The following is a 23,684-nucleotide window of genomic DNA, read 5'->3' on the forward strand; positions in this document are numbered from 1 at the left end:
TCCGACGGCGGAAGGGCCCCTTCCGTCTGCCCGGGGTGGGCGGGGCCACCTCGGCCGAGCTACCGAGGCGTAATCACGTTTGCGCCGGTAGCGTGTCCGCCGTGGTCGACTTGGACGCCGCGATCGGCTTCGTCGTGGCTCACGGGGACGCGGTGGAACGCGCGCGTCTCTCCCGGCTCCGGACCGGCGCGCCGCCGCCACCGGAGCTGTTCGAGCGCGCGGAGGTCGGGCAGGCGCCCGACGGCGGTTGGCCGCCGGTCCTGGACGGCGCCGTCGGGTCGGTCGACGCCACCTGTTTCCGGCTCGCCGAGCTCGACGACCTGGGCGCACTCGGGCGGCCCGCCGCCCGGAAGGCCCTCGACTGGCTCGCGTCCCGGCAACGCGCCGACGGCAGCTGGGAGGAGGACGACTCGCTCGCCGAGGTGGCCCCGCCCTGGGCCCGGCCCGGTGACCCCGAGGCCCGGTTCCTGCTGACCGCGAACGCCGGCTACTGGCTGGCCGTCGCGGGCCGGGACGCCCGCGCCGGCGGCCCACTGGACAGCCGCGTCGGCGGGGCGTACGCCGGTGTGGTCCACGGCGCGGCGGAGGCGCTCGCCGGCCAGCTCGCCCCGGACGGCGGCTGGCCGTCGTACCTGCCCGCCGGGTGGCTGGCCGCGGCCGTCTTCCACGGCCAGCACATGTACGACGAGTCGGCGCGGATCCTGGTGGCGCTCGCCGGGCGGCTGCCCAGGATGTCCCCGGCGGACACCGCCTGGCTCGCCGCGACGCTGCGCCGCGTGGACCTCGACCCGACTCACCCGACGATGCTGGCTGCCCGCCGCCGGCTCGCCGAGACCCAGCGCAGCGACGGTGGCTGGGAGAGCGACGACGGCCACCAGTTCGACGTCCACACCACGCTGACCGTCATCCGCGCCCTCCGCTGACGCTCGTCCGCGCCGGGCGGGAGCGCGCCGCGCCCGGCAACCGGCGTCAGCCGCGCAGGTGCCCGTCGCCGGTGACCACGTACTTGGTCGACGTCAGCTCCGGCAGACCCATCGGCCCGCGGGCGTGCAGCTTCTGCGTGGAGATGCCGATCTCGGCGCCGAAGCCGAACTCGCCGCCGTCGGTGAACCGGGTGGAGGCGTTCACCATCACCGCCGCCGCGTCGACCCGGGCCACGAAGTCCCGGGCCGCGGTCGTCGAGTCGGTGACGATGGCCTCGGTGTGCCCGGTGCCGTACCGCCGGATGTGCGCGACCGCCGCGTCGAGCGACTCGACGACGGCGACCGAGATGTCGGCGGAGAGGTACTCGGTGGCGAAGTCCTCGTCGGTGGCGGGCACGACCGCGGCGGAGAACGCGGCGACCTCGGGGGAGCCGTGCACGGTCACCCCGGCCGCCGCGAACGCGGCGAGCATCGGGGGCAGGAACGCGTCGGCGACGGCCGCGTGCACCAGCAGCGACTCGGCGGTGTTGCAGGTCGACAGGCGCTGGGTCTTGGCGTTCAGGGTGATCGCCACGGCCTTCGACAGGTCGGCGGCGGCGTCCACGTAGACGTGGCAGTTGCCCACCCCGGTCTCGATCACCGGCACCGTCGACTCCTCGACCACCGTGCGGATCAGCGACGCGCCACCACGCGGGATCAGCACGTCGACCAGCCCTCGGGCGCGCATCAGCTCCTTGACCGAGTCGCGGGAGGTGGCGTCGAGCAGCTGCACCGCGTCGGCGGGGAGGCCGGCGGCGGCGACCGCGTCCCGCAGCACCTCGACCAGCGCCGCGTTCGAGTGCGCCGCCGAGGAGGAGCCGCGCAGCAGCGCCGCGTTGCCGGACTTCAGGCAGATGCCGGCCGCGTCGACGGTCACGTTCGGCCGCGCCTCGTAGATGATGCCGACCACCCCGAACGGCACCCGGATCTGCCGCAGCTCCAGCCCGTTGGGCAGGGTCGAACCCCGGACCACCTCGCCGACCGGGTCGGGCAGGGCGGCCATCTGCCGCAGCGCGTCCGCGATGCCGGCCACCCGGCCCTCGTCGAGGGCGAGCCGGTCCAGGACGGCCGCGGTCAGCCCGGCCTCGCGGCCGGCCGCCAGGTCCGCCGTGTTCGCGGCCAGGATCTCCGGCGTACGCGCCACCAGCGCGTCGGCCATCGCGTGCAGCGCGGCGTCCTTGGCCGTACGCGTCGCCACGGCCAGCTCGTTCGCCGCCTCCCGGGCCCGCCGCGCCTGCTCGGTCACGCCCATCATCGTCTCCCTCACAGCAGCACCAGGTCGTCGCGGTGGACGACCTCCCGTTCGTACGCCGGGCCGAGCGCCGCGGCGAGTTCCGAGGTGGAGCGGCCGAGCAGCCCCGGCAGCTCCACCGCGTCGTAGTTGACCAGACCGCGGGCCACCGGCGCGCCCTCGGTGTCCACGAGGTCGACCGGGTCGCCGGCGGTGAACGCCCCGTCGACCGCGGTGATCCCCGCCGGGAGCAGCGACTTGCGTCGCCCGACCACGGCGGCGACCGCCCCCGGGTCCAGGTGTAGCCGGCCCCGGGGCGAGGTGGCGTGCGCGAGCCAGAACAGCCGCGCGGCCGGGCGCTGCTGGCGGGGGTGGAAGAACGTGCCGACCGGCTCGCCGGTCAGGGCCGCGGCCGCGAGCGGGGCGGCGGTGAGCACCACGGGGATGCCGAACCCGGTGGCGATGCGGGCCGCCTCGACCTTGGTCACCATGCCGCCGGTGCCCACCCCGGCGCGGCCCGCCCCGCCGATGGCGACCCCGCTCAGGTCTCCCTCGTCGCGTACGTCGGTGATCCGGGTCGAGCCGGGCCGGGTCGGGTCGCCGGTCCAGAGCGCGTCGACGTCGGAGAGGAGCACCAGCAGGTCGGCGTCGACCAGGGCGGCGACGAGCGCGGCCAGGCGGTCGTTGTCGCCGAACCGGATCTCCTCGGTGGCCACCGTGTCGTTCTCGTTGACGATCGGCACCGCCCGCAGGTCGAGCAGCTTGCGCAGGGTCCGGTAGGCGTTGCGGTAGTGCGCCCGCCGGGTGACGTCGTCGACGGTGAGCAGCACCTGCCCGACGGTCAGCCGGTGGCGGGCGAAGCTGGCCGCGTACCGGCCGATGAGCAGGCCCTGGCCGACGCTGGCCGCGGCCTGCTGGGTGGCCAGGTCGCGCGGACGCCGGGACAGACCCAGCGGGGCCAGGCCGGCGGCGATCGCGCCGGAGGAGACCAGCACCACCTCGCGGCCCTCGGCGGCCAGCGCCCCCAGGGTGTCGACCAGTGCGTCGACCCGCTCGTCGGCCAGTCCACCGGCCGCGGTGGTCAACGAGGAGGACCCGATCTTGACGACGACCCGCCGGGCCGTCGTTACCGCTTCGCGCACCCGCCCATTCTGCGTGGTCACGGGCGCGGCGCCCGGCGGCGTTCCCATATGGTGGCGGATTGTGACCCCTGACGAGTACGTGGAGGCGGTGCTCGACCTGGTCGAGCGGATCCCACCGGGGCGGGTGATGTCGTACGGCGCGGTGGCGGACGCGCTCGCCGATCGCAGCGGCCGGACGTCGGCCCGCCTGGTCGGCGCCATCATGTCCCGGCACGGTGGCTCGGTGCCCTGGCACCGGGTGGTCAACTCGGCGGGCCGGCTGCCGCCGGGCCACGAGCGGGAGGCCCGCGCACGACTGCGCGCCGAGGGGACCCCGCTGCGCGGCGAACGGGTGGACATGGCGGCGGCCGGCTGGTCACCGGAAGAGGGGATGTGACCCTCGCCATAACGTGAGTAACATTCGGCGCCATGGACGCGCCGCCGGTCGCCCCGGCTCCGGTCCCGGGCGGCCTTCCGCGTCGGGTGCACGCCGGCTACGCCCTCGGTTCGCTGGCCACCGGAGCCTTCGGCACGGTGCCCGGGCTGCTGCTCCTGCCCTATCTCACCGACACGCTCGGCGTCGCCGCCGGGGTGGCCGCGCTGCTGGTTCTCCTGCCCAAGGCGTGGGACGTGTTGGTCAACCCCGTGGCCGGACGGGTCTCCGACCGCACCCGTTCCCGTTGGGGCGCCCGCCGCCCCTACCTGCTCTTCGCCGGGCTCGCGCTCGCGGTGCTCTTCGCCGCGATCTTCGCCGGGCCGTTCGGGGTGGACGACACCGCCGGGGCGTACGTGGCGGTCGCCTTCCTCGCCGCCGCCACCGCGTTCGCCTTCTTCCAGGTGCCGTACGTCGCGATGCCGGCCGAGCTGACCGACGACTACGCCGAGCGGACCCGGCTCATGACCTGGCGGATCGCCGTGCTGGCGCTCGCCATCCTGGTCTCCGGCGCGGTGGCGCCGGTCGTGGTGACCGCCGGCGGGGAGGGATTGCCGGGGCACCGCTGGATGGGGCTCTTCGTGGCGGCCCTGATCGCGGTGGGCGCGGTGGGCGCGTTCCTCGGCACCCGGTCCGCACCGACCGGCGTCGTACGCCAGAGCGAGCCGACGTTGCGGGCGCAGCTCGCGGTGGCCGGGCGCAACCGGCCGTTCCGCGCGCTGCTGCTCTGCTTCGTGGTGCAGTCCGCCGGGGTCGCGACCGTCCTGGCCGGGGTCAACTACTTCGCCGACCAGATCCTGCGCGACCCGGAGACCGGCGCGACCCTGCTCTTCGCCTGCTTCGTCGGGCCGGCGCTGCTGGTGATGCCGCTCTGGACGCGGGTCGGCGCCCGGGTCGGCAAGCTGCGCGCCCTCGTGACCGCCTCGCTGCTCTTCGCGCTGGGTGCGCTGGCCCTGGCCGCCGCCCCGGTGCTGCCCGCCGTCGCCGGGTACGCGGTGGTCGCCGTGATCGGCGTCGGCTACGCGGGCCAGCAGGTCTTCGCGCTCGCCATGCTGCCGGACTGCATCACCTTCGACGAGGCGCGCACCGGGCGGCGGCAGGCCGGCGTCCTCACCGGGCTGTGGACGGCCGGGGAGACGTTCGGGCTGGCGCTCGGGCCGGGCATCTTCGGCCTGGTCCTCCAGCTCACCGGCTACGTCTCCTCGGACACCGGTGTCGCCGCCGCCCAGTCCGACACCGCCCGTCTCGGCATCCTGCTCGGCTTCACCGTGTTACCGGCCCTCCTGGTGGCGGTGGCCCTGGTGTTCCTCCGCCCGTACGACCTGACCCCCGCCCGCCTCGCGGCCGCGCGCACCGCCGACGCGTCCGTCGACCATGCGGTTGTGGTGGGGGACGAAAGCCGCTGACCCGCACGGAAAGGGCACCACAACTTCATGATCGATGAGGAGACCGGGGGCTTCAGCGCCCTGCCGGAGCGAGGGGTTCCCGCGCCGCGGGTGCTGGACGAGATCGCGGCGCTGCGCGCGGCCGACCGGCCCACGCACGGGGGGCGGTTGTTCGCCTACGTCTACGACCCCGCCGTGCCCGGGCTCGACGAGCTGACCGCCGCGGCGTACGCGGCGAGCGCACACGTCAACGGGCTCGACCCGACCGCCTTCCCGTCCCTGCTGGCGATGGAGAACGCCCTCGTCGGCGCGGCCGCCCGACTGCTCGGCGCCGGCCCGGGCAGCACCGCGCCGGACGCCGTGGGCAGCGTCACCAGCGGCGGCACCGAGTCACTGATCCTGGCCGTCAAGACCGCCCGGGACGCCCGCCCCGACAGCACCGCACCGCGGATCGTGGTGCCGGCGAGCGGACACGCGGCCTTCGCCAAGGCGGCGCACTACCTGCGGGTGGCGCTGGACGTCGTGCCGGTCTCCCCGGAGACGCTGCGCCCGGACCCCGCCGCGGTGGCCGCCGCGATCGGGCCGGACACCGTGCTGGTCGCCTGCTCCGCCCCGTCGTACGCGCACGGCGTGGTCGACCCGGTCACGCAGATCGCGGCGGCGGCCGAGGCGGCCGGTGTGCGCTGCCACGTGGACGCCTGCTTCGGTGGGTGGACCCTGCCTTACCTGCGGCGGCTCGGCGCACCGGTGCCGGCGTTCGACTTCGCCGTGCCCGGTGTCACCTCCATCTCGGTCGACCTACACAAGTACGCGTACGCGCCGAAGGGCGTCTCGGTGCTGCTGCACCGCGACCCGGCCCTGCGGGCGCCGCAGTACTTCGCGTACGCCGACTGGCCCGGCTACACGATGATCAACCCGACGATCGCCTCGACGCGCTCCGGCGGGCCGATCGCCGCCGCGTACGCCACCCTGCGGCACCTCGGCGACGACGGCTACCTGCGGCTCGCGGCCCGGACCCGGGAGGCGGTGGCCGCCTTGGCGGACGCGGTCCGGGGCGTCGACGGGCTGCGGCTGATGGCCGAGCCTGAGTCGACCGTGGTCTGCTTCACGGTCACCGACCCGGGGCTCGACCTCTTCGTGCTGGTCGACGAGTTGACCGTCCGGGGCTGGCACACCCAGCCGCAGCTCACGTACGCCGGCCTGCCGGCCAGCGTGCACCTCACGGTGACCGCCGCCGTGGCGCCGCGGGTGGCGGAGTTCGGCCCGGACCTGGCGGACGCGGTCGGGGCGGCCCGGGCGGCCGGCCCGGTCGCGCTGCCGCCGGAGCTGGTCGCCCTCGCCGGCAGCCTGGCGCCGGACGCGCTCACCCCGGAACTGGTCGCCGGCCTCGCCGCCGGCCTGGGCCTGGGTGGCGGCGAGGGAGACGGTGCGGCGGCCGGGTCGCCGGTGCCGGAGCGGATGGCTCCGGTGAACGCTCTGCTCAACGCGGCCCCGCCGGCGCTGCGGGAGCGGTTGCTGGTCGAGTTCGTCGGCCTGCTCCAGCGCCCGAGCTGGGCATAGTGCGAGCAATACATCAACGGGCATAAGTATGGAGATGTGTCCCGCAAAAGGAGGTTTCTTAGCTTTAGTCGGGAACGTACCGTCAACTCATCGACCTCAATCGACACGGGGAGACGAGATGAGAATTCGGAACGTACTGCTGACCGGAGCATTCGGACTGGCCGTCGGCCTGGGCGGCGCGGCACCGGCGGTGACCGCGATCGGCCCGGGGCCCGGCCTTCCGGGGCTGATCGGCCCGGGGCCGGGCGTCGCCGCCGCGATCGGCCCCGGTCCGGGTGTCGCCGAGCCGATCGGTCCCGGCCCGGGTGTCGCCGAGCCCATCGGTCCCGGGCCGGGCGTCGACCGGTCCTGACGTGCGGGGGGCCCGCCGGAAGCTCCGGCGGGCCCTGCCGACCGTGGATCCGCCGCCCGCCCACGGTCACCGGTAACGGAGCTGGACCAGGTTGTCGGACGGGGGCGAGGTGACTGGCCGTACGCCTGTTCCGGCGATCTCGGGAGCGGGCGGCGGACCTGCCCAGAGGGGTGTGGCGGCCCGGTCGGGCCACCACACCCCTCTGGGTGTCCTCAGAACGTGACGGTCAGCTCGACCACGTTGTCCTGCCGCTTCCGGTCCGCCCAGTAGCGGTCCTGCCCGTCGAAGTGGATCACCTCAAGCTCCGGTGGGACGGTGCTCGCCCCCGACTCGTACCGGAACTCGAAGGTGTACGTCTTCCGTCCCCCGGCGGGTAGCGGGTCCAGCAGGCACGCGTCGGGACCACCCGCGTTCACCGTCCGGCATCGAGTGAGGGCCCCACCGGTGGGTTCACCGATCGTGTAGAACCGGCCGAACCCGAGCCGGGGCACGTCCACCGGTCCCTTGTTGACGACGGTGACCGTCATCGAGCCGACGCGCTGCCCGTTGCCGTCCGGCGGCCCGAGCCGCAGGTCACCGGCGGTCAGGACGAGGTCGGTCAGCCGGGGATCCGCCCCGAACCCGGTCGGCCCGCCGGTCTGGTCGAACTGCTCGCCCGTCCACGCGTACGTCCGCCACTGCCGCTGCGGCGACCACTCGGGGATGCCGCAGCAGGGCTGGATGTCGGCCACCTGCACCCGGACCACGCCGCCGGCCTCCACCGAGAAGGCGGTGATGTCGTCCATGTCCTCACGGGTGCCGATCACCCGGCCCAGCGTGACGATCCGGCCGTCGCGGTCACGGTCGAACGCCACCACCTGCTTCGCGCTCGCCTCGCCGTACCGGCACGCCACGAGGGCCAGCGTCTCGGTGGCCCCGTCGCCGTCCAGGTCGCCGTAGCGGAGGTCACCGCGCAACTCCGGGCGGGATTCCCGCTGCGACTCGCGCAGCTTCACGTCCCCGGTCGTGCAGGTCTCCGGTACCCCCTTCTGCCAGGAGGGCAGGTCGACCAGGGCGGCGAGGAGCTGGGCGCGACTGATCCGGCCGTCCGGCGCCGCCGGGCTGGTGGGAGTCGCGCTGGGGGTCGGTGGTGCGGACGGGGTCGGCGGCGGGGTCGTCATCGACGGGCTCGGATCGCCGGTCTGGGCGGGGCCGGGCGGAGCGGGCCGCCGGTCGAGGGCGGCGTTCGCGCCGACCGGGATCGCCACCGCGAGCACCGCGGCGGCGGCGGTGACCACGGCCGCCCGCTGGCGGCGTCGCCGTACGGTCTGCCGCACCTCGGCGATACCCGGCGGTCGCACCGCCGTGGCGTACGCCTCGCGGAACGCGTTCAGCTCGCCGTCGACCAGGATCTCCTGCGGGTCACTCATTGTCGTTCACCTCCTTCGTGGTGGTCAGGTGGGTCGCCAGCGCGGCCCGACCGCGGTGCAGCCAGGACTTGACCGTGCCCTCCGCCACCCCCTCCTGCCTCGCGATCTCACTGACGGACATGTCGGCCAGGTGGTACAGGACCACCGCTCGCCGATGCTGGAGCGGCAGCAGTGCCAGCGCCGCGGTCAACGCGACCCGGTCGGGGCCGGGGCCGGGCACGGTCTCCTCCCGCTGACGGCTCAACCAGGACCGGGCGGTCCGCAGTCGCCGCCACCGACTGGTGGCCAGGTTCCAGGCGACCCGGCGTACCCAGGCGACCGGGTCGTCGTAGCGGGAGACGCGGGACCAGCGGGCGAAGGCCCGGCAGAACGCTTCCTGCACCAGGTCCTGCGCCTGTGACAGGTCGCCGCAGTACGCGGTCAGCTGTACTGTGAGCGACCGGAAGTGCGCGTGGTAGATCGCGTCGAAGTCAGGCCCGTCGAGGCGCTCCGCGCGCACCACGGTGTCCGCGGGTGGTGGCTCGCCGAGCCTCGGTTCCTTCGTCACCGTCATCTGATCCTCCCCGTTAACGTGGCCAAGGTCGCGGTACTGCCGTCACACGTCCGGCCTTGGAGACCGGTTGCACCCGCTTCCCGTCGCCGACCCTGTGGTTGACTGTCAGATCGGGGACACGGGAGGGAGACCCGAGGTGCAGCTACCGGCGGTGCTCGGCGAGCCGATCCGGTTCGTGCTGAACTGGGGCCGCCGCTACTCGCTCTGGGTGTTCAACTTCGGCCTGGCCTGCTGCGCGATCGAGTTCATCGCGACCAGCATGGGTCGGCACGACTTCATGCGACTCGGCGTGATCCCGTTCGCCCACGGCCCGCGGCAGGCCGACCTCATGGTGGTCTCCGGCACGGTCACCGACAAGATGGCGCCGGCCATCAAGCGGCTCTACGACCAGATGCCCGAGCCGAAGTACGTCATTTCGTTCGGCGCCTGCTCCAACTGCGGTGGGCCCTACTGGGACTCGTACTCGGTGACCAAGGGCGTCGACCAGCTCATCCCGGTGGACGTCTACGTGCCCGGCTGCCCGCCCCGGCCCGAGGCGCTCCTGCACGGCATCCTGCGCCTCCAGGAGAAGATCGCCGCCGAGCAGTCCGGCGTCGGCGGGGTGCCCCGACCGGACGCGCTCGCCGCTCCCGTCGACACCGCACCTCGCGACGGCGCCGCCCCCCGCTCGGTCGAGTCGCTCACCGCCCCACCCGTACGCCCACCCGCAGGCTGACCGGTCGTCCGACTCTCCCGGCTGGCGGTCCGGGACTAGCGTGCGCAGCATGAGCACCTCCGCGGACCAGCGATCCGCCTTCATCATCGACGTCCTGACCGAGGAGTTCGGGGCGTCGATGACGCTCGACCCGGCCGCCTTCCGCCGCAAGTTCCGCAAGATGGCCGCGTCGCCGTTCGCGTTCTACCGGGGCAGCGCCTCGCTCTTCTACGCCGACCAGCGCGGCGACTTCGCCGACGACCGCTACCTCGACGAGCGCACCGGCCGGGTGTGGATCCACGGCGACCTGCACGCCGAGAACTTCGGCACCTACATGAACGCGTCCGGCCAGCTGGTCTTCAACGTCAACGACTTCGACGAGGCGTACGTCGGGCCGTTCACCTGGGACCTGCGGCGGTTCGCCGCCAGCATCGCCCTGCTCGGCTACGCCAAGGCGCTCTCCGACCAGGTGATCGGCGACCTGGTCAGCGTCTTCGCCCGGTCCTACCTGACGGAGCTGCGGGCGATCGCCGCGGGCGGCGACGACGCCATCGGCTCGATCACCCTCGACAACGCCGACGGGGTGCTCCGCCGGGTGCTCCAGCAGGCCCGGCTCAACACGCGGGTGGACCTGCTCGCCGCGCAGACCACGATCGACAACTACGAGCGGCGGTTCTCCCTCGGCGACGGGGTGTTCGAGATCGACGGGAGCACCCGCGAGCGCGTCCTCGCCGCCTTCCACGACTACCTGGGCACGCTGCCGGTCACCTCGGCCCAGCTGCGCCCGGTGGAGGCGCGCATCAAGGACGTGGTGCTGCGCAAGGGCGTCGGCATCGGCTCGGCCGGGCTGCCGTCGTACAACCTGCTGCTGGAGGGGCACACGCAGGCGTTGGAGAACGACGTCGTCATCTACATGAAGCAGGCCCAGGTGCCGGCGGTCGCCCGGCACATCCCGGACGAGACCGTACGCGGCTACTTCCGGCACCAGGGCCACCGGACAGCCGAGTCGCAGCGGGCGTTGCAGGCACACGCCGACCCGTGGCTGGGCTTCACCGAGCTGGACGGGGCCGGTCAGCTCGTCGCCGAGGTCTCCCCGTACGCCGCCGACCTGGACTGGGCGGACGTCAACGAGCCGGAGGAACTGGCCGGGATCCTGGGCGACCTGGGACGGGCCGTGGCCCGGATGCACTCCGTCGCCGACGACGAGTCGAGTCACGACCTGGTCGACTACTCCACGGAGGAGGCGATCGTGGGGGTGGTCGACCGCGACGAACCCGGGTTCGTCAGCCACCTCGTGGAGTTCGCCCACGCGTACGGGGTCCGTGCGCGGACCGACCACCAGCTCTTCGTGGACCTGTTCCGCAACGGCCGGCTGCCCGGCATCTGACCCGGCGGCGGGTCACACGGCGAAGTCCAGCACCACCTTGATGTCGTCCGGCCCCGGCTGGTAGGCCTCCTGGTAGCGGGACACCGGCAGGCGACGGCTGATGAGGGTGCTGAGCCAGTGCCGGTCGGCCTGGGCCAGCGCCTCGGCGGCCAGGTCCCAGTGCCGCCGGTTGGCGTTCACCGAGCCGAAGACCACGTTGTTCTCCAGCACCAGCGCCCGGTTGAGCGCGCCCGCGTCGAAGTCGATGGTCCGGCCGCCGCTGGAGACGCCGGCCAGGCAGACGATGCCGGTCGGCGCGGCCTTGCACATGACGTCCAGCACCACCTTCGGCGCCCCGGTGCACTCGACCACGACGTCCGGTTCGAAGTCGAGGTCGTTGACCGGCTGCGAGTGGTAGGTCGCGCCGAGCGCGCGCACCAGCTCCGGCTTGGGTCCGTCGGTGGCCAGGTCCAGCACGTGTACGGAGAGCCCGCGCTGACTGGCGAGCAGGGCGGCGAGCAGGCCGATCGGCCCGGCTCCGGTCACCAGGACGCTCTGCGGCTGCCACTCGGCCCGGTGCCCGATGCGTTCGATGTGGTCCCACGCCTTCGCCACCACGCTGGTCGGTTCGAGCAGCACCCCGACGTCGGAGAGGGCAGGGTCGAGCCGCACCGCGAAGGTGGGCGGCACCCGCCAGCGCTCCCGCGCGAAACCGGGCAGGGCCTTGATGCCGTGCTCGGTGTAGCGGCCGTTGCGGCACATGTCCCACTCGCCGACGGCGCAGTTGGTGCAGGGCACCGGGTCGGGATGGCGGACGATCCCGGCGACGAGGTCACCGGGTTGGAGCGCGCCCGTCGGGTCCTCCAGCACCCGGCCCAGCGACTCGTGCCCGATCACCAGGCGCCGCTCGCCCGGCGGCGCCTCGCCGTAGTGCCCCGCGATGATCTCGTGGTCCGTGCCGCAGATGCCGACGGCCACGGCCTCCACCAGGACGGCGCCCTCCTCCGCCGCCGGCTCCGGGTAGTTCTCGTCGAGGCCCAGCGAATCGGCGACTCCGGGGGTCACAGTCACAGCGCGCACGGTTCACATCTTGGCGTGCCGGCCCGGCTCGCGCCCCGTAAAGCGACAGATGACCCACGGACGGCGCGGGCGGCCCGGCGCGGTCGGGCGCGCGCGGTCCTAGGATCAGCGACATGACTCCGGAAGAGGTCGGCCGCCGGGTGGCCGCGCTGCTCGCGCCGGCCGAGGCCACCCCGTCGGTCTCCGGCGGTCAGCGGCACGCCCGCGCCACCGTCGACGTGCCGGCGGCGAGCTGGCGGGAGGCCCTGCTCTCCGCGCGGGACGACGCCGAGCTGGCCTGCGACTACTTCGACTGGCTCTCGGCCGTCGACGAGCTGGCCGACGGCTTCGACGTGGTCGCCCACCTCTGGTCGACCCGCCACCGGCACGGGGTCCTGCTGCGCACCCGGGTGCGCCGGGAGGCACCCGCGGTCGCCTCCGTCGTCGACGTCTACCCCGGCGCCGCCTGGCACGAGCGGGAGACGCACGAGATGTTCGGCATCGACTTCGCCGGCCACCACGAGCTGCGCCCGCTGCTGCTCCCACCCGAGTTCGAGGGCCACCCGCTGCGCAAGGAGTTCATCCTCGCGTCCCGGGTGGCGAAGCCCTGGCCGGGTGCGAAGGAACCGGGCGAGTCCGAGGCGGGCGGCGGCCGTCGACCGATCCGGCCGCCGGGCGTGCCCGCGCCGGGCGAGTGGGGCACCACCCCCACCCCGGCCGGTGCCGGTGGCGTGGGGGAGGGCCCGCGCGGCGGCACCCCGGCCCGCCCGGCCCGGGAGCGGCCGGCCCGGCCGGCCTCCGCCGCCCGCCCGACGCGTACCCCCCGGTCGGCGCCCGGGACCGACGGCCCGGCGGGGAGCGGGGGTCCGTCGTCGCGGGGTGCCGCGGAGCGGCCGGACGCCGCGGAGGAGACGGACTGATGCCGCTCTGGCTGGAACTGGTGATCCGGGTCGGCGGCGTGCTGGTCGCCTTCCTGACCCTGCCGCTGCTCGTCGGGCAGGCCGAGCACAAGGTGATGGCGCACATGCAGGGCCGGTTGGGCCCGATGTACGCGGGCGCGTTCCACGGCTGGGCCCAACTCGTTGCCGACGGCATCAAGTTTGTGCAGAAGGAGGACGTGACCCCGCGCGACGCCGACCGGGCGGTGTTCCGGCTGGCCCCGGCGGTGGCGCTGGTGCCCTACCTGCTCGTCCTGCTGGTGATCCCGCTCGGCCCGGACGACCTGGTCGGTCAGCCGCTGGACATCGGGTTGTTCTTCGTCCTCGCCGTGGTCGGTGTGGGCGTGGTGGCGGTGCTCATGTCGGCCTGGGCCTCCGCCAACAAGTACAGCCTGCTCGGCGGGCTGCGCGGCGCGGCCCAACTGCTCGGTTACGAGCTGCCGCTGGTGCTGGCCGCCGCGTCGGTGGCGATGGCCGCCGGCACGCTCAGCCTCTCCGGCATCGTCGAGGCGTGGCAGCCCTGGTGGCTGATCTGGCAGGCGCCCGCGATGGTCGTGTTCTTCGTCGCCGGGCTCGCCGAGATCCGCCGCCCGCCGTTCGACATGCCGGTCGCCGACTCCGAGCTGGTCTTCGGCTACATGACCGAGTACACGGGGCTGCGCTTCGCGTTCTTCCTGCTCGCCGAGTACGTGGGCATCGTGGTGATCGCCGCGCTCACCACCGTGCTGTTCCTCGGTGGCTGGCAGGGGCCGTTCGCCGACGCGCAGCTCGGCTGGCTGTGGACGCTACTGAAGGTCTTCGCCGTCGCGTTCGTGATCATTTGGCTGCGGGTGTCGTACCCGCGGCTGCGCGAGGACCAGCTCCAGCGGCTCTGCTGGCTGGTGCTGGTCCCGGCGTCCCTGGCCCAGTTGGTCCTGACCGCCGCCGTCCGCGTCGCCCTGTAGCGGGCGTTCAGCGCAGCGGCGTGTGGGCCGGGTCGACGCGCTCTGCCGCCGGTGGCGGCGGAGGCGGGGTGCCGTCGCCGAACGGACGCCCACCGAGCGTCTCCCGCCCGTGCGGGGTGAGCCAATTCGACAGGTCCGGTCCGAGGGGCACTATCCCGGTCGGGTTGATGTCCCGGTGCACCTCGTAGTAGTGCCGCTTGATGTGGTCGAAGTCGATGGTGTCGCCGAAGCCGGGGGTCTGGAACAGGTCCCGGGCGTACGCCCACAGCACCGGCGTCTCGGTCAGCTTCCGGCGGTTGCACTTGAAGTGCCCGTGGTAGACGGGGTCGAAGCGGACCAGCGTCGTGAACAGGCGTACGTCCGCCTCGGTGATCGTGTCCCCGACCAGGTACCGCTGGTCCGCCAACCGCTCGCTCAGCCAGTCGAGCCGGTCGAAGAGCCGCCGGTACGCCGACTCGTACGCCTCCTGGCTGCCGGCGAACCCGCACCGGTAGACGCCGTTGTTGACGTCCCGGAACACGACGTCGTTGACCTCGTCGATCTCGGCGCGCAGCCGCTCCGGGTAGAGCTCCGGCGCGCCGTCGCGGTGGTACGCGGTCCACTCGGTGGACAGGTCCAGACTCATCCGCGCGTAGTCGTTGGTCACCACCTGGCCGGTCGGCACGTCCACGATCGCCGGCACCGTGATGCCCCGGTCGTAGCCGGGAAACCGGGCGAAGTACGCGTCGGCGAGCCGCTCGATGCCGAGCACCGGGTCCTTGCCACCCGGGTCCAGGTCGAACGTCCAGCTCCGGGCGTCGTGAGTGGGGCCGGCGACCGCCATGGAGATCGCGTCCTCCAGGCCGAGCAGGCGCCGGACGATGATCAGCCGGTTGGCCCAGGGGCAGGCGCGGCTCACCGCGAGCCGGTAGCGCCCGGCCGTCACCGGGTAGCCGTCCCGCCCGTCGGCGGTGATCCGGGTCGCGATGTAGCGCTGGTCCCGGGTGAACTCGCCACCGGGCTCCACGTACTTGCCGCCGGTCTCGCCCACGTCGCCTCCTCGGTCGTGGCCCGCCCCGGCCGCCGAAGCCCGTGCTCGTCCTGGCCGTCGGGCCCGTTGCGGGGATCCTGCTCCCCGCCCATCATGGCGGATCTCCGGGCGGCCGGCCGGGTGACGCTGGCTACGCTGCTCGGATGACCGATGTGGAGGCCGCCGCCCGCCGCTTCGTCGCGGACGTGTGGAACGCCGGCCGGGAGGAGTCCGCGTACGAGCTGGTGGGTCCCGAGTGCCCGGGGCTCGGCGGGACGGGCGCGGACGCGACGCTGGCCTGGCACCGGGACCGCCGGGCGGCGTTTCCGGACCTGCGCTACAAGATCGTCGATCTGGTCGCGGCCGGTGACCGGGTGGCCGTCCACTGGCGGGCGGCCGGCACGCAGGTCGGGCAGTTCGGGCCGGTGCCGCCGACCGGTCAGGTGGTCAGCTACTCCGGCGCGAGCTTCCTGCGGTTCGACGCGGCGGGCCGGATCGTCGACGTGTGGAGCTGCAACGAGCTGTTCCAGCTTCTTCAGCAGCTCGGCGTCGAGATGGTTCCGCCCGTCGGGGGCGTCAGCGCCGCCGGGGCGTGATCCGACTGACCGGCAGGTTGACCGGAAAGGGCTCGCCGGTGTCGACGAACTTCGTCCACCGTCCGGTCTCGGTGTAGGCCTCGTTCGCCGCGTCGATCCGGTAGGTGACGACCTCCAACCCGACGCCCTCGGTCTCGATCCGCCAGTAGAACGGGATGCCGGCCTGGGCGTAGAGCGTCGGCTTCAGCACCCGGACGACCGGTGTGTCGTTCTCCCCGCACCGACGGTACCGCCACCGGCCCTCGGGGGGTGGTCGCGCGCGCCGGGGGCACAGGGCAGGATGGTCGGCATGAGCGACCCCAGCGAGCACAGCGCACCGGAGGCCGGCGCCGGCGAGCGCGGGCTGCCCGGCGCGGGCCTGGTCAAGGGGCTGGCGGTCACGTTGAAGACGATGACCCGGCGTTCCACCACCCAGCAGTACCCGGACGTCGCCCCCGAGCTGCCGCCCCGCTCCCGTGGGGTGATCGCGCTGCTGGAGGAGAACTGCACGGTCTGCATGCTCTGCGCCCGCGAGTGTCCGGACTGGTGCATCTACATCGACTCGCACAAGGAGGAGGTGGCGGTGCCCGGCGCCGCCCGCCCCCGGCAGCGCAACGTGCTCGACAGGTTCGACATCGACTTCTCACTCTGCATGTACTGCGGCATCTGCATCGAGGTCTGCCCGTTCGACGCGCTCTACTGGTCGCCCGAGTTCGAGTACGCCGAGTACGACATCAAGGACCTGCTGCACGACAAGGACCACCTCGGCCAGTGGATGGGCACGGTCCCGCCGCCGCCGGCGCACGACCGCAACGGCGAGCCGGCCAAGGAGGAGACCAGCGCCGCCCGGAAGGCCGCGGTCCCCGCCGCCCGGCCCACCGCCCCGGCCGTACGCCCCGAGCCCGCCCCCGGCGAGGGCACCCCGTGACCGGTGCGGACGTGCTGCTGCTCGCCCTCGGCGCGGTCGCCGTCGGCGCGGGGGTGCTGGTCGTCACCACGAAACACCTGGTCCGTGCCGGCCTCTACCTGGTGCTCTGCCTGGGTGCGCTGGCCGGTGACTACCTGGTGCTCACCGCCGAGTTGGTCGCCTGGGTGCAGGTGTTGATCTACGTGGGCGCGGTCGTCGTCCTGCTCCTCTTCGCGGTGATGCTCACCCGGGCGCCCATCGGCGCCTCCGACGACCTGGACCGTCCCGGCTGGCCGGCCGCGCTGATCGGCGGCGGCAGCGGACTGGGGCTGGCCGCGCTGCTGGTCAACGCCTACCGCTGGACGGCGGTGGACCTGCCGGAGGCGGGCACCGCCGAGCGGCTCGGCGGGGAGATCTTCCGCAGCTGGGTGCTGCCGTTCGAGGTGCTCTCCGTGCTGCTGCTCGCCGCCCTGGTCGGCGCCGTCGTGCTGTCCCGGCCGGACATCGGCCGGTCCGGCCCGGCCGGGCGGGGGACGGGGGCGCCCCGGTGAGGCCGGTGATCCCGTACGTGACGGCGGCGCTGCTGTTCGGCCTGGGCGCGTACGGCGTGCTGCGCCGCCGTAACGCGGTGCTGGTCCTGATGGCCGTGGAGCTGATGCTCAACGCGGTCAACCTGATCCTGGTCACCGCCGACACGACGGTGCGGGCGGTGCTGCCGCACGGCGGTCAGGTGTTCGCGCTGTTCGTGATCGTGCTGGCCGCCGCCGAGGTCGGGGTGGGTCTGGCCATCGTGCTCCAGCTCTACCGGCTGCGCGCCAGCGTGGCCGTCGACGAGGTGCCGCTCGCGGAGCCGCCGGCCGCCGTGCCGGTGCCCGCCGCCGCCCTGCCCGCTGCCTCGACCGGGGCGCACCGTGGGCACACCGGGCCGGGGGAGGAGCGGTGAACACGGCCACCGTCCTCGGGGCGCTGCTGCCGGTCGTACCGCTGGTGGCCGGCCTGACCGGCCTGCTGCTGCCGCCGTCGCCGCGCGGCCTGGGTGGCGACGGCGTCGACGTCGAACAGCGCGCCCGGCGGGCGGCGATCACTCTCGGCGTGGCCGGCGCGGCGGGTGCCCTGGTGTTGGCGGTCGCCCTGCTGGCCACGTTGGACGGGCCGGTCGAGGCGTCCACCACCTGGGTCGACCTGGGCGGGCTCGCGGTCACCCTCGGCGTGCGGCTGGACGGCGCGGCGGCGCTGGTGGCGGTGGCGGTCGCCGCGGTCGCGCTGGCCGTGCAGGTCTACTCGATCGGCTACCTGAAGCGCGGCCCGCACGACGACGTGGACGTCGACCACCGCTACCCGCCGTACGCCGCCCAGATCAGCCTCTTCACCGCGGCGATGATGCTGGTGGTGGTCTCCGGGGACCTGATCCTGCTGCTGGTGGGCTGGGAGGTGATGGGCCTCTGCTCCTACCTGCTGATCGCCCACGACCGCCGGCTGCCCGAGGCGCCGGCCGCCGCGATGAAGGCGTTCCTCGTCACCCGGGTGGGTGACGTCGGGTTCCTGCTGGGCATCGCGCTGCTCGGCGTCTCCGCCGGCAGTTTCCGGATCGCCGACGTGCTGGCCCATCCGCACTCGCCCGGCACGTTGACCGCCGCCTGCCTGCTGCTGCTCGCTGGGGTGGCCGGCAAGAGCGCCCAGTTCCCGCTGCACACCTGGCTGCCCGACGCGATGGCCGGCCCGACTCCGATCAGCGCGCTCATCCACGCCGCGACGATGGTGGCCGCCGGCGTGTACGCGGTCACCCGCCTCTACCCGCTCTTCACCGCCGCGCCGGTCGCGTTGACCGTGCTCGGGGTGCTGGCGTCGATCACGTTGCTGCTCGGCGCGTTCGCGGCCACCGCGCAGGACGACATCAAACGGGTGCTCGCCTGGTCGACGGTCTCCCAGATCGGCTACATGACCGGCGCGCTCGCGGTCGGCTCGCCGGGTGCCGCGCTGTTCCACCTGCTCACCCACGCGGCCTTCAAGGCGTTGCTCTTCCTCGCCGCCGGCGCGGTCATCCACGCGGTCGGCACCACGCTGATGTCCCGGATGGGCGGGCTACGCCGCACCATGCCGGTCACGTTCTGGTGCACGGTCGTGGGCCTGGGCGCGCTGGCCGGGCTGCCGCCGCTCTCCGGGTTCTGGAGCAAGGACGGTGTGCTCGCCGTGGCGCAGGCCGCCGCGTTGGACGGCGACGGCCCGACCCCCGCCTGGGTGGGCTGGCTGGTCTGGCTCGCCGGGCTGGTCGGTGTCGCGGTCACCGCCTGGTACGCCACCCGCCTGCTGTTGCGCGCCTTCTTCGGTGACGCCCGCGTCCCGCTGGTCCACCCGCACGACCCGCCGGGCACGCTGCGCTGGCCGCTGCTGCTGCTCGCCGTCCCGGCCGCGCTGCTGGGCCTGGCCGGGCTGGCCGGAGCGTTCACCGCCCGGCTCGTGAGGGAGCCGCCCGCCACCCGGGAGCACCCGTCGGATCTCCTGCCGCCCGAGCCGCTGGTGCACCTCACGCCGTCGCTGCTGCTGCCGCTGCTCCTGCTGCTGGTCGGCGCCGGGCTGGCCTGGGCCCGCTGGCGGCGGGACCCGGCCGCCGACCCGGCGACCGCGCTGGGTCCGCTGCGGCCGGTGTTCGCCCGCGCGTTCCGGCTCGACGACGTCCAGCACACCCTCGTCGTACGTCCCGTCCGGGCGCTCGCCCGCGCCGCGCGGACCGGTGACGAGGTGGTCGTGGACGGCGCGGTCGAGGGCAGCGGCCGGGCCGCGTCCGGGCTGGGCGCGGGGCTGGCCGCCCTGCACCGCGCCGCGCTGCCCCGCGCCGCCGCCGGGGTGCTCGCCGGCGCCCTGCTGATCGGCCTGGCCGCCGCCCTGATCGGAGCGAACGCATGACCGTCGGGCAGTTCCTGCTGGTCGCGGTGCTCGCGCTGCCGGCGCTGGGTGCGGTCGCGGTGGTCGCCACGCGCGCCGACCGGGCGGCCCGGCTCGTCGGCGTGGTGGCGGCGGGCCTGACGCTGCTCGCCGCGCTGCCGTTGGCCGCCGGTGACCGAAGCTGGTTCGCCTGGTCGGCCACCGCGCCGGCGGTGCGCCCTTGGCACCAGCTGGACCTGCCCTGGGTGCCCGGCCTGGACCTGCGCTTCCACCTCGGCGTGGACGGCATCTCCTATCCGCTGGTGGTGCTGACCGCCCTGCTGACCCTGCTCTGCTGCGGCTACACCCTCGCCCGGGTGCCGGCCGGCGGCAGCGGCCGGGCCCTGGTGGCGCTGCTGCTGGTCGTCGAGGTCGGCATCCTCGGCACGTTCCTGGCGCTCGACCTGGTGCTGTTCTTCCTCTTCTTCGAGGTCGTCCTCCTGCCCATGTACGCGATCATCGCCGGCTGGGGCGGCGCGGACCGGCGCCGGGCGGCCCGCAAGTTCGCGCTGTACACGCTGTTCGGCTCGGTGCTGCTGCTGGTCGGCGTCTACGTGGTGGTGTCGGCGGCGGGCACCGCCGACGTCGTGGCGTTGACCGGCGGCGCGGGGTTGTCCCGGGGCACCCAGCTCGCCGCGTTCACCCTGCTCGCGCTCGCGTTCGCGGTGAAGAGCCCACTCTGGCCGCTGCACTCGTGGCTGCCGGACGCGCACACCCAGGCACCCACCGTCGGCAGCGTGGTGCTCGCCGGGGTGCTGCTCAAGATGGGCACGTACGGGCTGATCCGGGTGGCGGTCGGGGTGGCTCCCGAGGGCGCCCGCTGGGCCGCGCCGGCGCTCGGGGTGCTCGCGGTCGCGGCGATCCTGGTCGGCTCGCTGGTCTGCCTCGCCCAGACCGAGCTGAAGCGGCTGATCGCGTACTCCAGCGTCGGGCACATGGGCTTCGTGCTGCTCGGGGTCGCCACGCTCACCACCACCGGCCTCCAGGCCGCGCTGATCGGCAACGTGGCGCACGGCGTCATCACCGGCCTGCTGTTCTTCCTGGCCGGCGCCGTCAAGGACCGTACGCACACCGGCGCCCTCGCCGACCTGTCCGGCTTGCGGGAGACCGCGCCCCGGCTCGCCGGGCTGCTCGGCTTCGCGGCGGTCGCGTCGCTCGGCCTGCCCGGGCTGGCCGGTTTCTGGGGCGAGGCGTTCGCGGTGGTCGCGGCGGTCGAGGTGGGCGGCGGCCTCTGGACGACCCTCGGTGTGCTGGCGGCGGTCGGCGGAGCGCTCACTGCAGCGTACTTCCTGCGTCTGCTGCGTCGGGTCACCCACGGCCGGCCCAGCCCGGCGGTGGGCCGGCTGACCCCCGCCCTGGCCGGCGCCGAGCTGACCGCGTGGACGCCGCTGGTGCTGCTCGCGCTCGCCATCGGGCTCGCACCCGTGCTGGTGCTGGGCATGGCGGAGGCGCCGGTGGACGCCCTGGTGGGTGTGCTCCGGTGAGCGCGAGGAGTGAGCTTGCGAGCCCCGCAGTCGCGAACTTGAGGGGGCTGCGGTGAGCGCGAGGAGTGAGCTTGCGAGCCCCGCAGTCGCGAACTTGAGGGGGCTGCGGTGAGCGCGAGGAGTGAGCTTGCGAGCCCCGCAGTCGCGAACTTGAGGGGGCAGCGGTGAGCGCGAGCGTGGTGCAGAGCGTCGACAACGTGGCGTTGCTGCCGGCCTACCTGGCGGCGGGTACGGCCCTGCTGGTGCTCGTCACGGACCTGCTGCTCGCCCGGCCGCGCGCCACCCTCGCGGTGGCCGCCGTGGGGGCCGTCGCCACCGCCGTGGGCGCGGGGCTGGTCGCGGCCGGCGGCGAGCGGCGGACGTTCTGCGTCGCCGGGGACTGTTCGTACGTGTTCGGCGACCGGGCGGGACTGGTCGGTGCGGTGTTCGCGCTGATCACGCTCGGGGTGCTCGGGCTCTCCGGCGGGCACCTGCGGGCGGGCCGGGCGCCGGTGGGGGAGTACGCCTTCCTGCTCGCCTGTTCGATGACCGGCGGCGTGGTGCTCGGCGCGGCCGGTGACCTGATCACGCTGATCGTGGCGTTGGAGACGCTGACCCTGCCGCTCTACGTGCTGGTGGGGTTGCGCCGGGGCAGTCTGGCCAGCGCCGAGGCGGCCGTCACCTTCTTCGTGGTCAGCGTGGTGGCCACCACGGTCAGCCTGCTCGGCGCGGCGCTGCTCTACGCGGTCGGCGGCACCCTGCACCTGGGTCGGCTCGGTGCCGTGCTCAATGAGCGTCCGGAGCTGCACGACCTGCCGTTGACCGCGGCGGCGGTCGCGTTGCTCGTCCTCGGGCTGGCGTTCAAGGTCGCCGCCGTGCCGTTCCACGCCTGGGCCCCGGCCACGTACGACGGCGCGCCCCTGCCGGTGGCCGCGTACCTGTCGACGGCGTCGAAGCTCGGCGGGGTGGTGGCGCTGCTCGCGGTCGTCGGGACGGCCCTGCCCGCCGATCTGACCGGCCCGGTGCTGGCCCTGCTCGCGGTGTTGACGATGACCGTCGGCAACCTGGTGGCGCTGCGCCAGCGGCGGACGGTCCGGCTGCTCGCCTGGTCGTCGGTGGCCCAGGCCGGCTACATCCTGGCCCCGCTGGGCGCCCTGGCGCTCGCCGCCGGCCGCACCGGGGAGGCGCGTGCCGGCGCGTACGCGGCGGCCGTCGCGTACGCCGTCTTCTTCGTGCTGTTGGAGGTGGCCGCCTTCGCCGGGGTGACCGCCCTGCGCCCGGCGGACGCCGACGGTGGCTCCCTCGGCGACCTGCGCGGCGCGGCCCGCCGCCGGCCCTGGGTCGGTGCCGGGCTGGCGCTGGCCCTCGTCGGCCTGGCGGGGCTGCCGCCCGGTCTGGCCGGCCTGTTCGCGAAGGTGACCGTGGTACGCGCGCTGCTGGGCGGCGGGGCGGGTTGGCTGGCCCTGGTCGTGGCGGTGAACGCGGTCATCGGCCTCGCCTACTACCTGCGGGTGGCCGCGAGCCTGTACGCGCCGCCGACCCCCGAGGACGCGCCGGTCGGCGTGCCCGGCGTGCCCGCCGCTGCTCGGACGGTCGCCGTGGTGCTCGCCGTGGCGACGGTTGCCGCCCTGGTGGTCGGTTTCGCACCGCAGATCCTGCTCGACCTCGCCGCCCGCTGACCTGGTCGTCGAGCCCTGCTTCTTCTCCTGGGTGCGCTCCCAGCGAACTCACAGCCATACGACGGATGGTTGACGGGTACCGGAGTGTTGAACCGGTCGACGGGTCTCCTCGATCCGTACACCGAAGGAGTGATCGTGCACCACAACCGTCTGAAGACCGCCGCTCTGCTCGGCCTTCTCACCGCGCTTATCCTCGGGGTGGGCTACTGGTTCGGCGGCAGTGGCGGACTGGTCATCGCCGTCATCGTCTCGCTGTTGATGAACGGCATCAGTTACTTCTACTCCGACAAGCTCGCCCTGCGCGCGATGCGGGCGCAACCGGTCAGCGAGGCACAGTTCCCCGAGCTGTACCGGATGGTGCGTGAGTTGGCGACCGAGGCCGGGCAGCCGATGCCCCGCCTGTACGTCAGCCCGACCGCGCAGCCGAACGCGTTCGCCACGGGCCGCAACCCGCAGCACGCGGCGGTCTGCGTCACGCAGGGCATCACCGAGATCCTCGACTACCGCGAGCTGCGGGGCGTGATCGGGCACGAGCTGTCCCACGTCTACAACCGGGACATCCTCATCTCCAGCGTGGCGGCCGGTCTCGCCGGCATCATCACCACCCTGGCCAACATCGCCTGGTTCATCCCGCTGACCAGCGGTGACGACGAGGACGCGCCGAACCCGGCCGTGCTGTTGCTGACCATCATCCTGGGCCCGATCGCGGCGTCGATCATCCAGTTGGCGATCAGCCGGAGCCGCGAGTACCAGGCGGACGCGTCCGGCGCCACGCTGACCCGCGACCCGCTGGCCCTGGCCAGCGCGCTGCGCAAGATCGACGCGGTGGCCCGCCGCCGGCCCCTGCCGGCCCAGGGCAACCTGACCAGCACGGCGCACCTGATGATCGCCAACCCGTTCTCGGGCGGTGGCATCGCGGCGCTGTTCTCCACCCACCCGAAGATGGAGGACCGCGTGGCCCGGCTGGAGCAGATGGCCGGCGCGGTCAACCCGGTGCAGTACCGGCGCTGACCCGCTGACCCCGACACGTCGCCCGCATCCGGTCCGCCGGGTGCGGGCGACGTCGTGTCCGGCGCAATATCCACTCGATCCTGGGGTCGCCCCGCGTTAGGGTCGAAATGA

Annotated in this window: 24 protein-coding genes; 17 read left to right on the forward strand and 7 right to left on the reverse strand. The window is 74.0% G+C overall.

The window, feature by feature from the left end:
- Positions 1-26 precede the first annotated feature (26 nt).
- The gene (locus GA0070620_RS25100) at positions 27-923 is read left to right on the forward strand and encodes a prenyltransferase/squalene oxidase repeat-containing protein (RefSeq protein ID WP_331713250.1); all 897 of its coding nucleotides are present in this window, start codon (positions 27-29) and stop codon (positions 921-923) included.
- A gap of 46 nt (positions 924-969) precedes the next feature.
- Here the strand turns inward: GA0070620_RS25100 and GA0070620_RS25105 are convergent, their stop codons facing one another.
- Positions 970-2,214: a glutamate-5-semialdehyde dehydrogenase gene (locus GA0070620_RS25105; RefSeq protein ID WP_091594826.1), complete on the reverse strand. Its 1,245-nt coding sequence runs from the start codon at positions 2,212-2,214 to the stop codon at positions 970-972.
- A gap of 11 nt (positions 2,215-2,225) precedes the next feature.
- Entirely contained in the window at positions 2,226-3,383 is a 1,158-nt protein-coding gene (gene proB, locus GA0070620_RS25110) for a glutamate 5-kinase (RefSeq protein WP_091594827.1), read from the reverse strand.
- Between the two features lie 13 nt (positions 3,384-3,396).
- Here proB and GA0070620_RS25115 point away from each other — a divergent pair, with 13 nt between their 5' ends.
- From GA0070620_RS25115 to GA0070620_RS25130, 4 genes are all read left to right on the forward strand, one after another.
- Complete coding sequence (locus GA0070620_RS25115) at positions 3,397-3,711, forward strand: MGMT family protein (protein WP_091594829.1); 315 nt, start codon at positions 3,397-3,399, stop codon at positions 3,709-3,711.
- A 32-nt stretch (positions 3,712-3,743) separates the two neighbouring features.
- The gene (locus GA0070620_RS25120) at positions 3,744-5,153 is read left to right on the forward strand and encodes an MFS transporter (protein WP_091594831.1); all 1,410 of its coding nucleotides are present in this window, start codon (positions 3,744-3,746) and stop codon (positions 5,151-5,153) included.
- 27 nt (positions 5,154-5,180) lie between these two features.
- Positions 5,181-6,692: a pyridoxal phosphate-dependent decarboxylase family protein gene (locus tag GA0070620_RS25125; protein ID WP_091594833.1), complete on the forward strand. Its 1,512-nt coding sequence runs from the start codon at positions 5,181-5,183 to the stop codon at positions 6,690-6,692.
- A gap of 118 nt (positions 6,693-6,810) precedes the next feature.
- The gene (locus GA0070620_RS25130) at positions 6,811-7,044 is read left to right on the forward strand and encodes a hypothetical protein (RefSeq protein WP_091594835.1); all 234 of its coding nucleotides are present in this window, start codon (positions 6,811-6,813) and stop codon (positions 7,042-7,044) included.
- Between the two features lie 212 nt (positions 7,045-7,256).
- Here the strand turns inward: GA0070620_RS25130 and GA0070620_RS25135 are convergent, their stop codons facing one another.
- Positions 7,257-8,453: an EF-hand domain-containing protein gene (locus GA0070620_RS25135; RefSeq protein WP_091594837.1), complete on the reverse strand. Its 1,197-nt coding sequence runs from the start codon at positions 8,451-8,453 to the stop codon at positions 7,257-7,259.
- Entirely contained in the window at positions 8,446-9,006 is a 561-nt protein-coding gene (locus tag GA0070620_RS25140; protein ID WP_091594839.1) for an RNA polymerase sigma factor, read from the reverse strand. Before GA0070620_RS25140 ends, GA0070620_RS25135 begins: the two co-directional genes overlap by 8 nt.
- Positions 9,007-9,142: 136 nt before the next feature.
- Here GA0070620_RS25140 and GA0070620_RS25145 point away from each other — a divergent pair, with 136 nt between their 5' ends.
- Together GA0070620_RS25145 and GA0070620_RS25150 are read left to right on the forward strand one after the other, a co-directional pair.
- Positions 9,143-9,721 carry an NADH-quinone oxidoreductase subunit B gene (locus tag GA0070620_RS25145; protein WP_091594840.1) on the forward strand — a complete coding sequence of 193 codons (579 nt, stop codon included), beginning with the start codon at positions 9,143-9,145 and terminating at the stop codon, positions 9,719-9,721.
- A 49-nt stretch (positions 9,722-9,770) separates the two neighbouring features.
- Positions 9,771-11,087 (forward strand): DUF2252 domain-containing protein, encoded by a 1,317-nt coding sequence (locus tag GA0070620_RS25150; RefSeq protein ID WP_091599347.1) that lies wholly within the window; start codon positions 9,771-9,773, stop codon positions 11,085-11,087.
- Positions 11,088-11,099: 12 nt separating this feature from the next.
- Here GA0070620_RS25150 and GA0070620_RS25155 read toward each other — a convergent pair whose 3' ends face one another.
- The gene (locus GA0070620_RS25155; protein WP_091594842.1) at positions 11,100-12,146 is read right to left on the reverse strand and encodes a glucose 1-dehydrogenase; all 1,047 of its coding nucleotides are present in this window, start codon (positions 12,144-12,146) and stop codon (positions 11,100-11,102) included.
- Positions 12,147-12,259: 113 nt separating this feature from the next.
- On the opposite strand from GA0070620_RS25155, the gene GA0070620_RS25160 reads away from it, so the two are divergent.
- Both GA0070620_RS25160 and GA0070620_RS25165 read left to right on the forward strand, forming a co-directional pair.
- A complete protein-coding gene (locus GA0070620_RS25160) occupies positions 12,260-13,045 on the forward strand; it encodes an NADH-quinone oxidoreductase subunit C (RefSeq protein WP_091594844.1) in 786 nt (261 codons plus the stop codon).
- Positions 13,045-14,007, forward strand: coding sequence for a complex I subunit 1/NuoH family protein (locus GA0070620_RS25165; protein WP_091594846.1), 963 nt, complete (start codon positions 13,045-13,047; stop codon positions 14,005-14,007). Before GA0070620_RS25160 ends, GA0070620_RS25165 begins: the two co-directional genes overlap by 1 nt.
- 7 nt (positions 14,008-14,014) lie before the next feature.
- Here GA0070620_RS25165 and GA0070620_RS25170 read toward each other — a convergent pair whose 3' ends face one another.
- On the reverse strand, positions 14,015-15,037 hold the full coding sequence (locus tag GA0070620_RS25170; RefSeq protein WP_091594848.1) for a glutathione S-transferase family protein: 1,023 nt from the start codon (positions 15,035-15,037) through the stop codon (positions 14,015-14,017).
- Between the two features lie 143 nt (positions 15,038-15,180).
- On the opposite strand from GA0070620_RS25170, the gene GA0070620_RS25175 reads away from it, so the two are divergent.
- Positions 15,181-15,612, forward strand: coding sequence for an ester cyclase (locus GA0070620_RS25175; RefSeq protein ID WP_091594850.1), 432 nt, complete (start codon positions 15,181-15,183; stop codon positions 15,610-15,612).
- Here the strand turns inward: GA0070620_RS25175 and GA0070620_RS25180 are convergent.
- Positions 15,593-15,802: a hypothetical protein gene (locus tag GA0070620_RS25180; RefSeq protein ID WP_231921968.1), complete on the reverse strand. Its 210-nt coding sequence runs from the start codon at positions 15,800-15,802 to the stop codon at positions 15,593-15,595. The genes GA0070620_RS25175 and GA0070620_RS25180 overlap by 20 nt on opposite strands.
- Before the next feature lie 90 nt (positions 15,803-15,892).
- Here GA0070620_RS25180 and GA0070620_RS25185 point away from each other — a divergent pair, with 90 nt between their 5' ends.
- From GA0070620_RS25185 to htpX, 7 genes are all read left to right on the forward strand, one after another.
- Positions 15,893-16,519 carry a NuoI/complex I 23 kDa subunit family protein gene (locus GA0070620_RS25185; RefSeq protein ID WP_091594852.1) on the forward strand — a complete coding sequence of 209 codons (627 nt, stop codon included), beginning with the start codon at positions 15,893-15,895 and terminating at the stop codon, positions 16,517-16,519.
- The gene (locus GA0070620_RS25190) at positions 16,516-17,049 is read left to right on the forward strand and encodes an NADH-quinone oxidoreductase subunit J family protein (protein ID WP_091594854.1); all 534 of its coding nucleotides are present in this window, start codon (positions 16,516-16,518) and stop codon (positions 17,047-17,049) included. The genes GA0070620_RS25185 and GA0070620_RS25190 overlap by 4 nt, the downstream gene beginning before the upstream one ends.
- The gene (nuoK, locus tag GA0070620_RS25195; RefSeq protein ID WP_091594855.1) at positions 17,046-17,441 is read left to right on the forward strand and encodes an NADH-quinone oxidoreductase subunit NuoK; all 396 of its coding nucleotides are present in this window, start codon (positions 17,046-17,048) and stop codon (positions 17,439-17,441) included. Before GA0070620_RS25190 ends, nuoK begins: the two co-directional genes overlap by 4 nt.
- Positions 17,438-19,402, forward strand: coding sequence for an NADH-quinone oxidoreductase subunit 5 family protein (locus GA0070620_RS25200; protein WP_091594857.1), 1,965 nt, complete (start codon positions 17,438-17,440; stop codon positions 19,400-19,402). Before nuoK ends, GA0070620_RS25200 begins: the two co-directional genes overlap by 4 nt.
- Positions 19,399-20,904: a complex I subunit 4 family protein gene (locus GA0070620_RS25205; RefSeq protein WP_091594859.1), complete on the forward strand. Its 1,506-nt coding sequence runs from the start codon at positions 19,399-19,401 to the stop codon at positions 20,902-20,904. The genes GA0070620_RS25200 and GA0070620_RS25205 overlap by 4 nt, the downstream gene beginning before the upstream one ends.
- A gap of 164 nt (positions 20,905-21,068) precedes the next feature.
- Positions 21,069-22,562: an NADH-quinone oxidoreductase subunit N gene (locus GA0070620_RS25210; protein ID WP_091594861.1), complete on the forward strand. Its 1,494-nt coding sequence runs from the start codon at positions 21,069-21,071 to the stop codon at positions 22,560-22,562.
- Positions 22,563-22,697: 135 nt separating this feature from the next.
- Complete coding sequence (gene htpX / locus GA0070620_RS25215) at positions 22,698-23,573, forward strand: zinc metalloprotease HtpX (RefSeq protein WP_091599350.1); 876 nt, start codon at positions 22,698-22,700, stop codon at positions 23,571-23,573.
- Positions 23,574-23,684: the final 111 nt, after the last annotated feature.

Origin of the sequence: Micromonospora krabiensis (assembly GCF_900091425.1) — a bacterium.
In the GTDB taxonomy this organism is placed as follows: Bacteria; Actinomycetota; Actinomycetes; order Mycobacteriales; family Micromonosporaceae; genus Micromonospora; species Micromonospora krabiensis.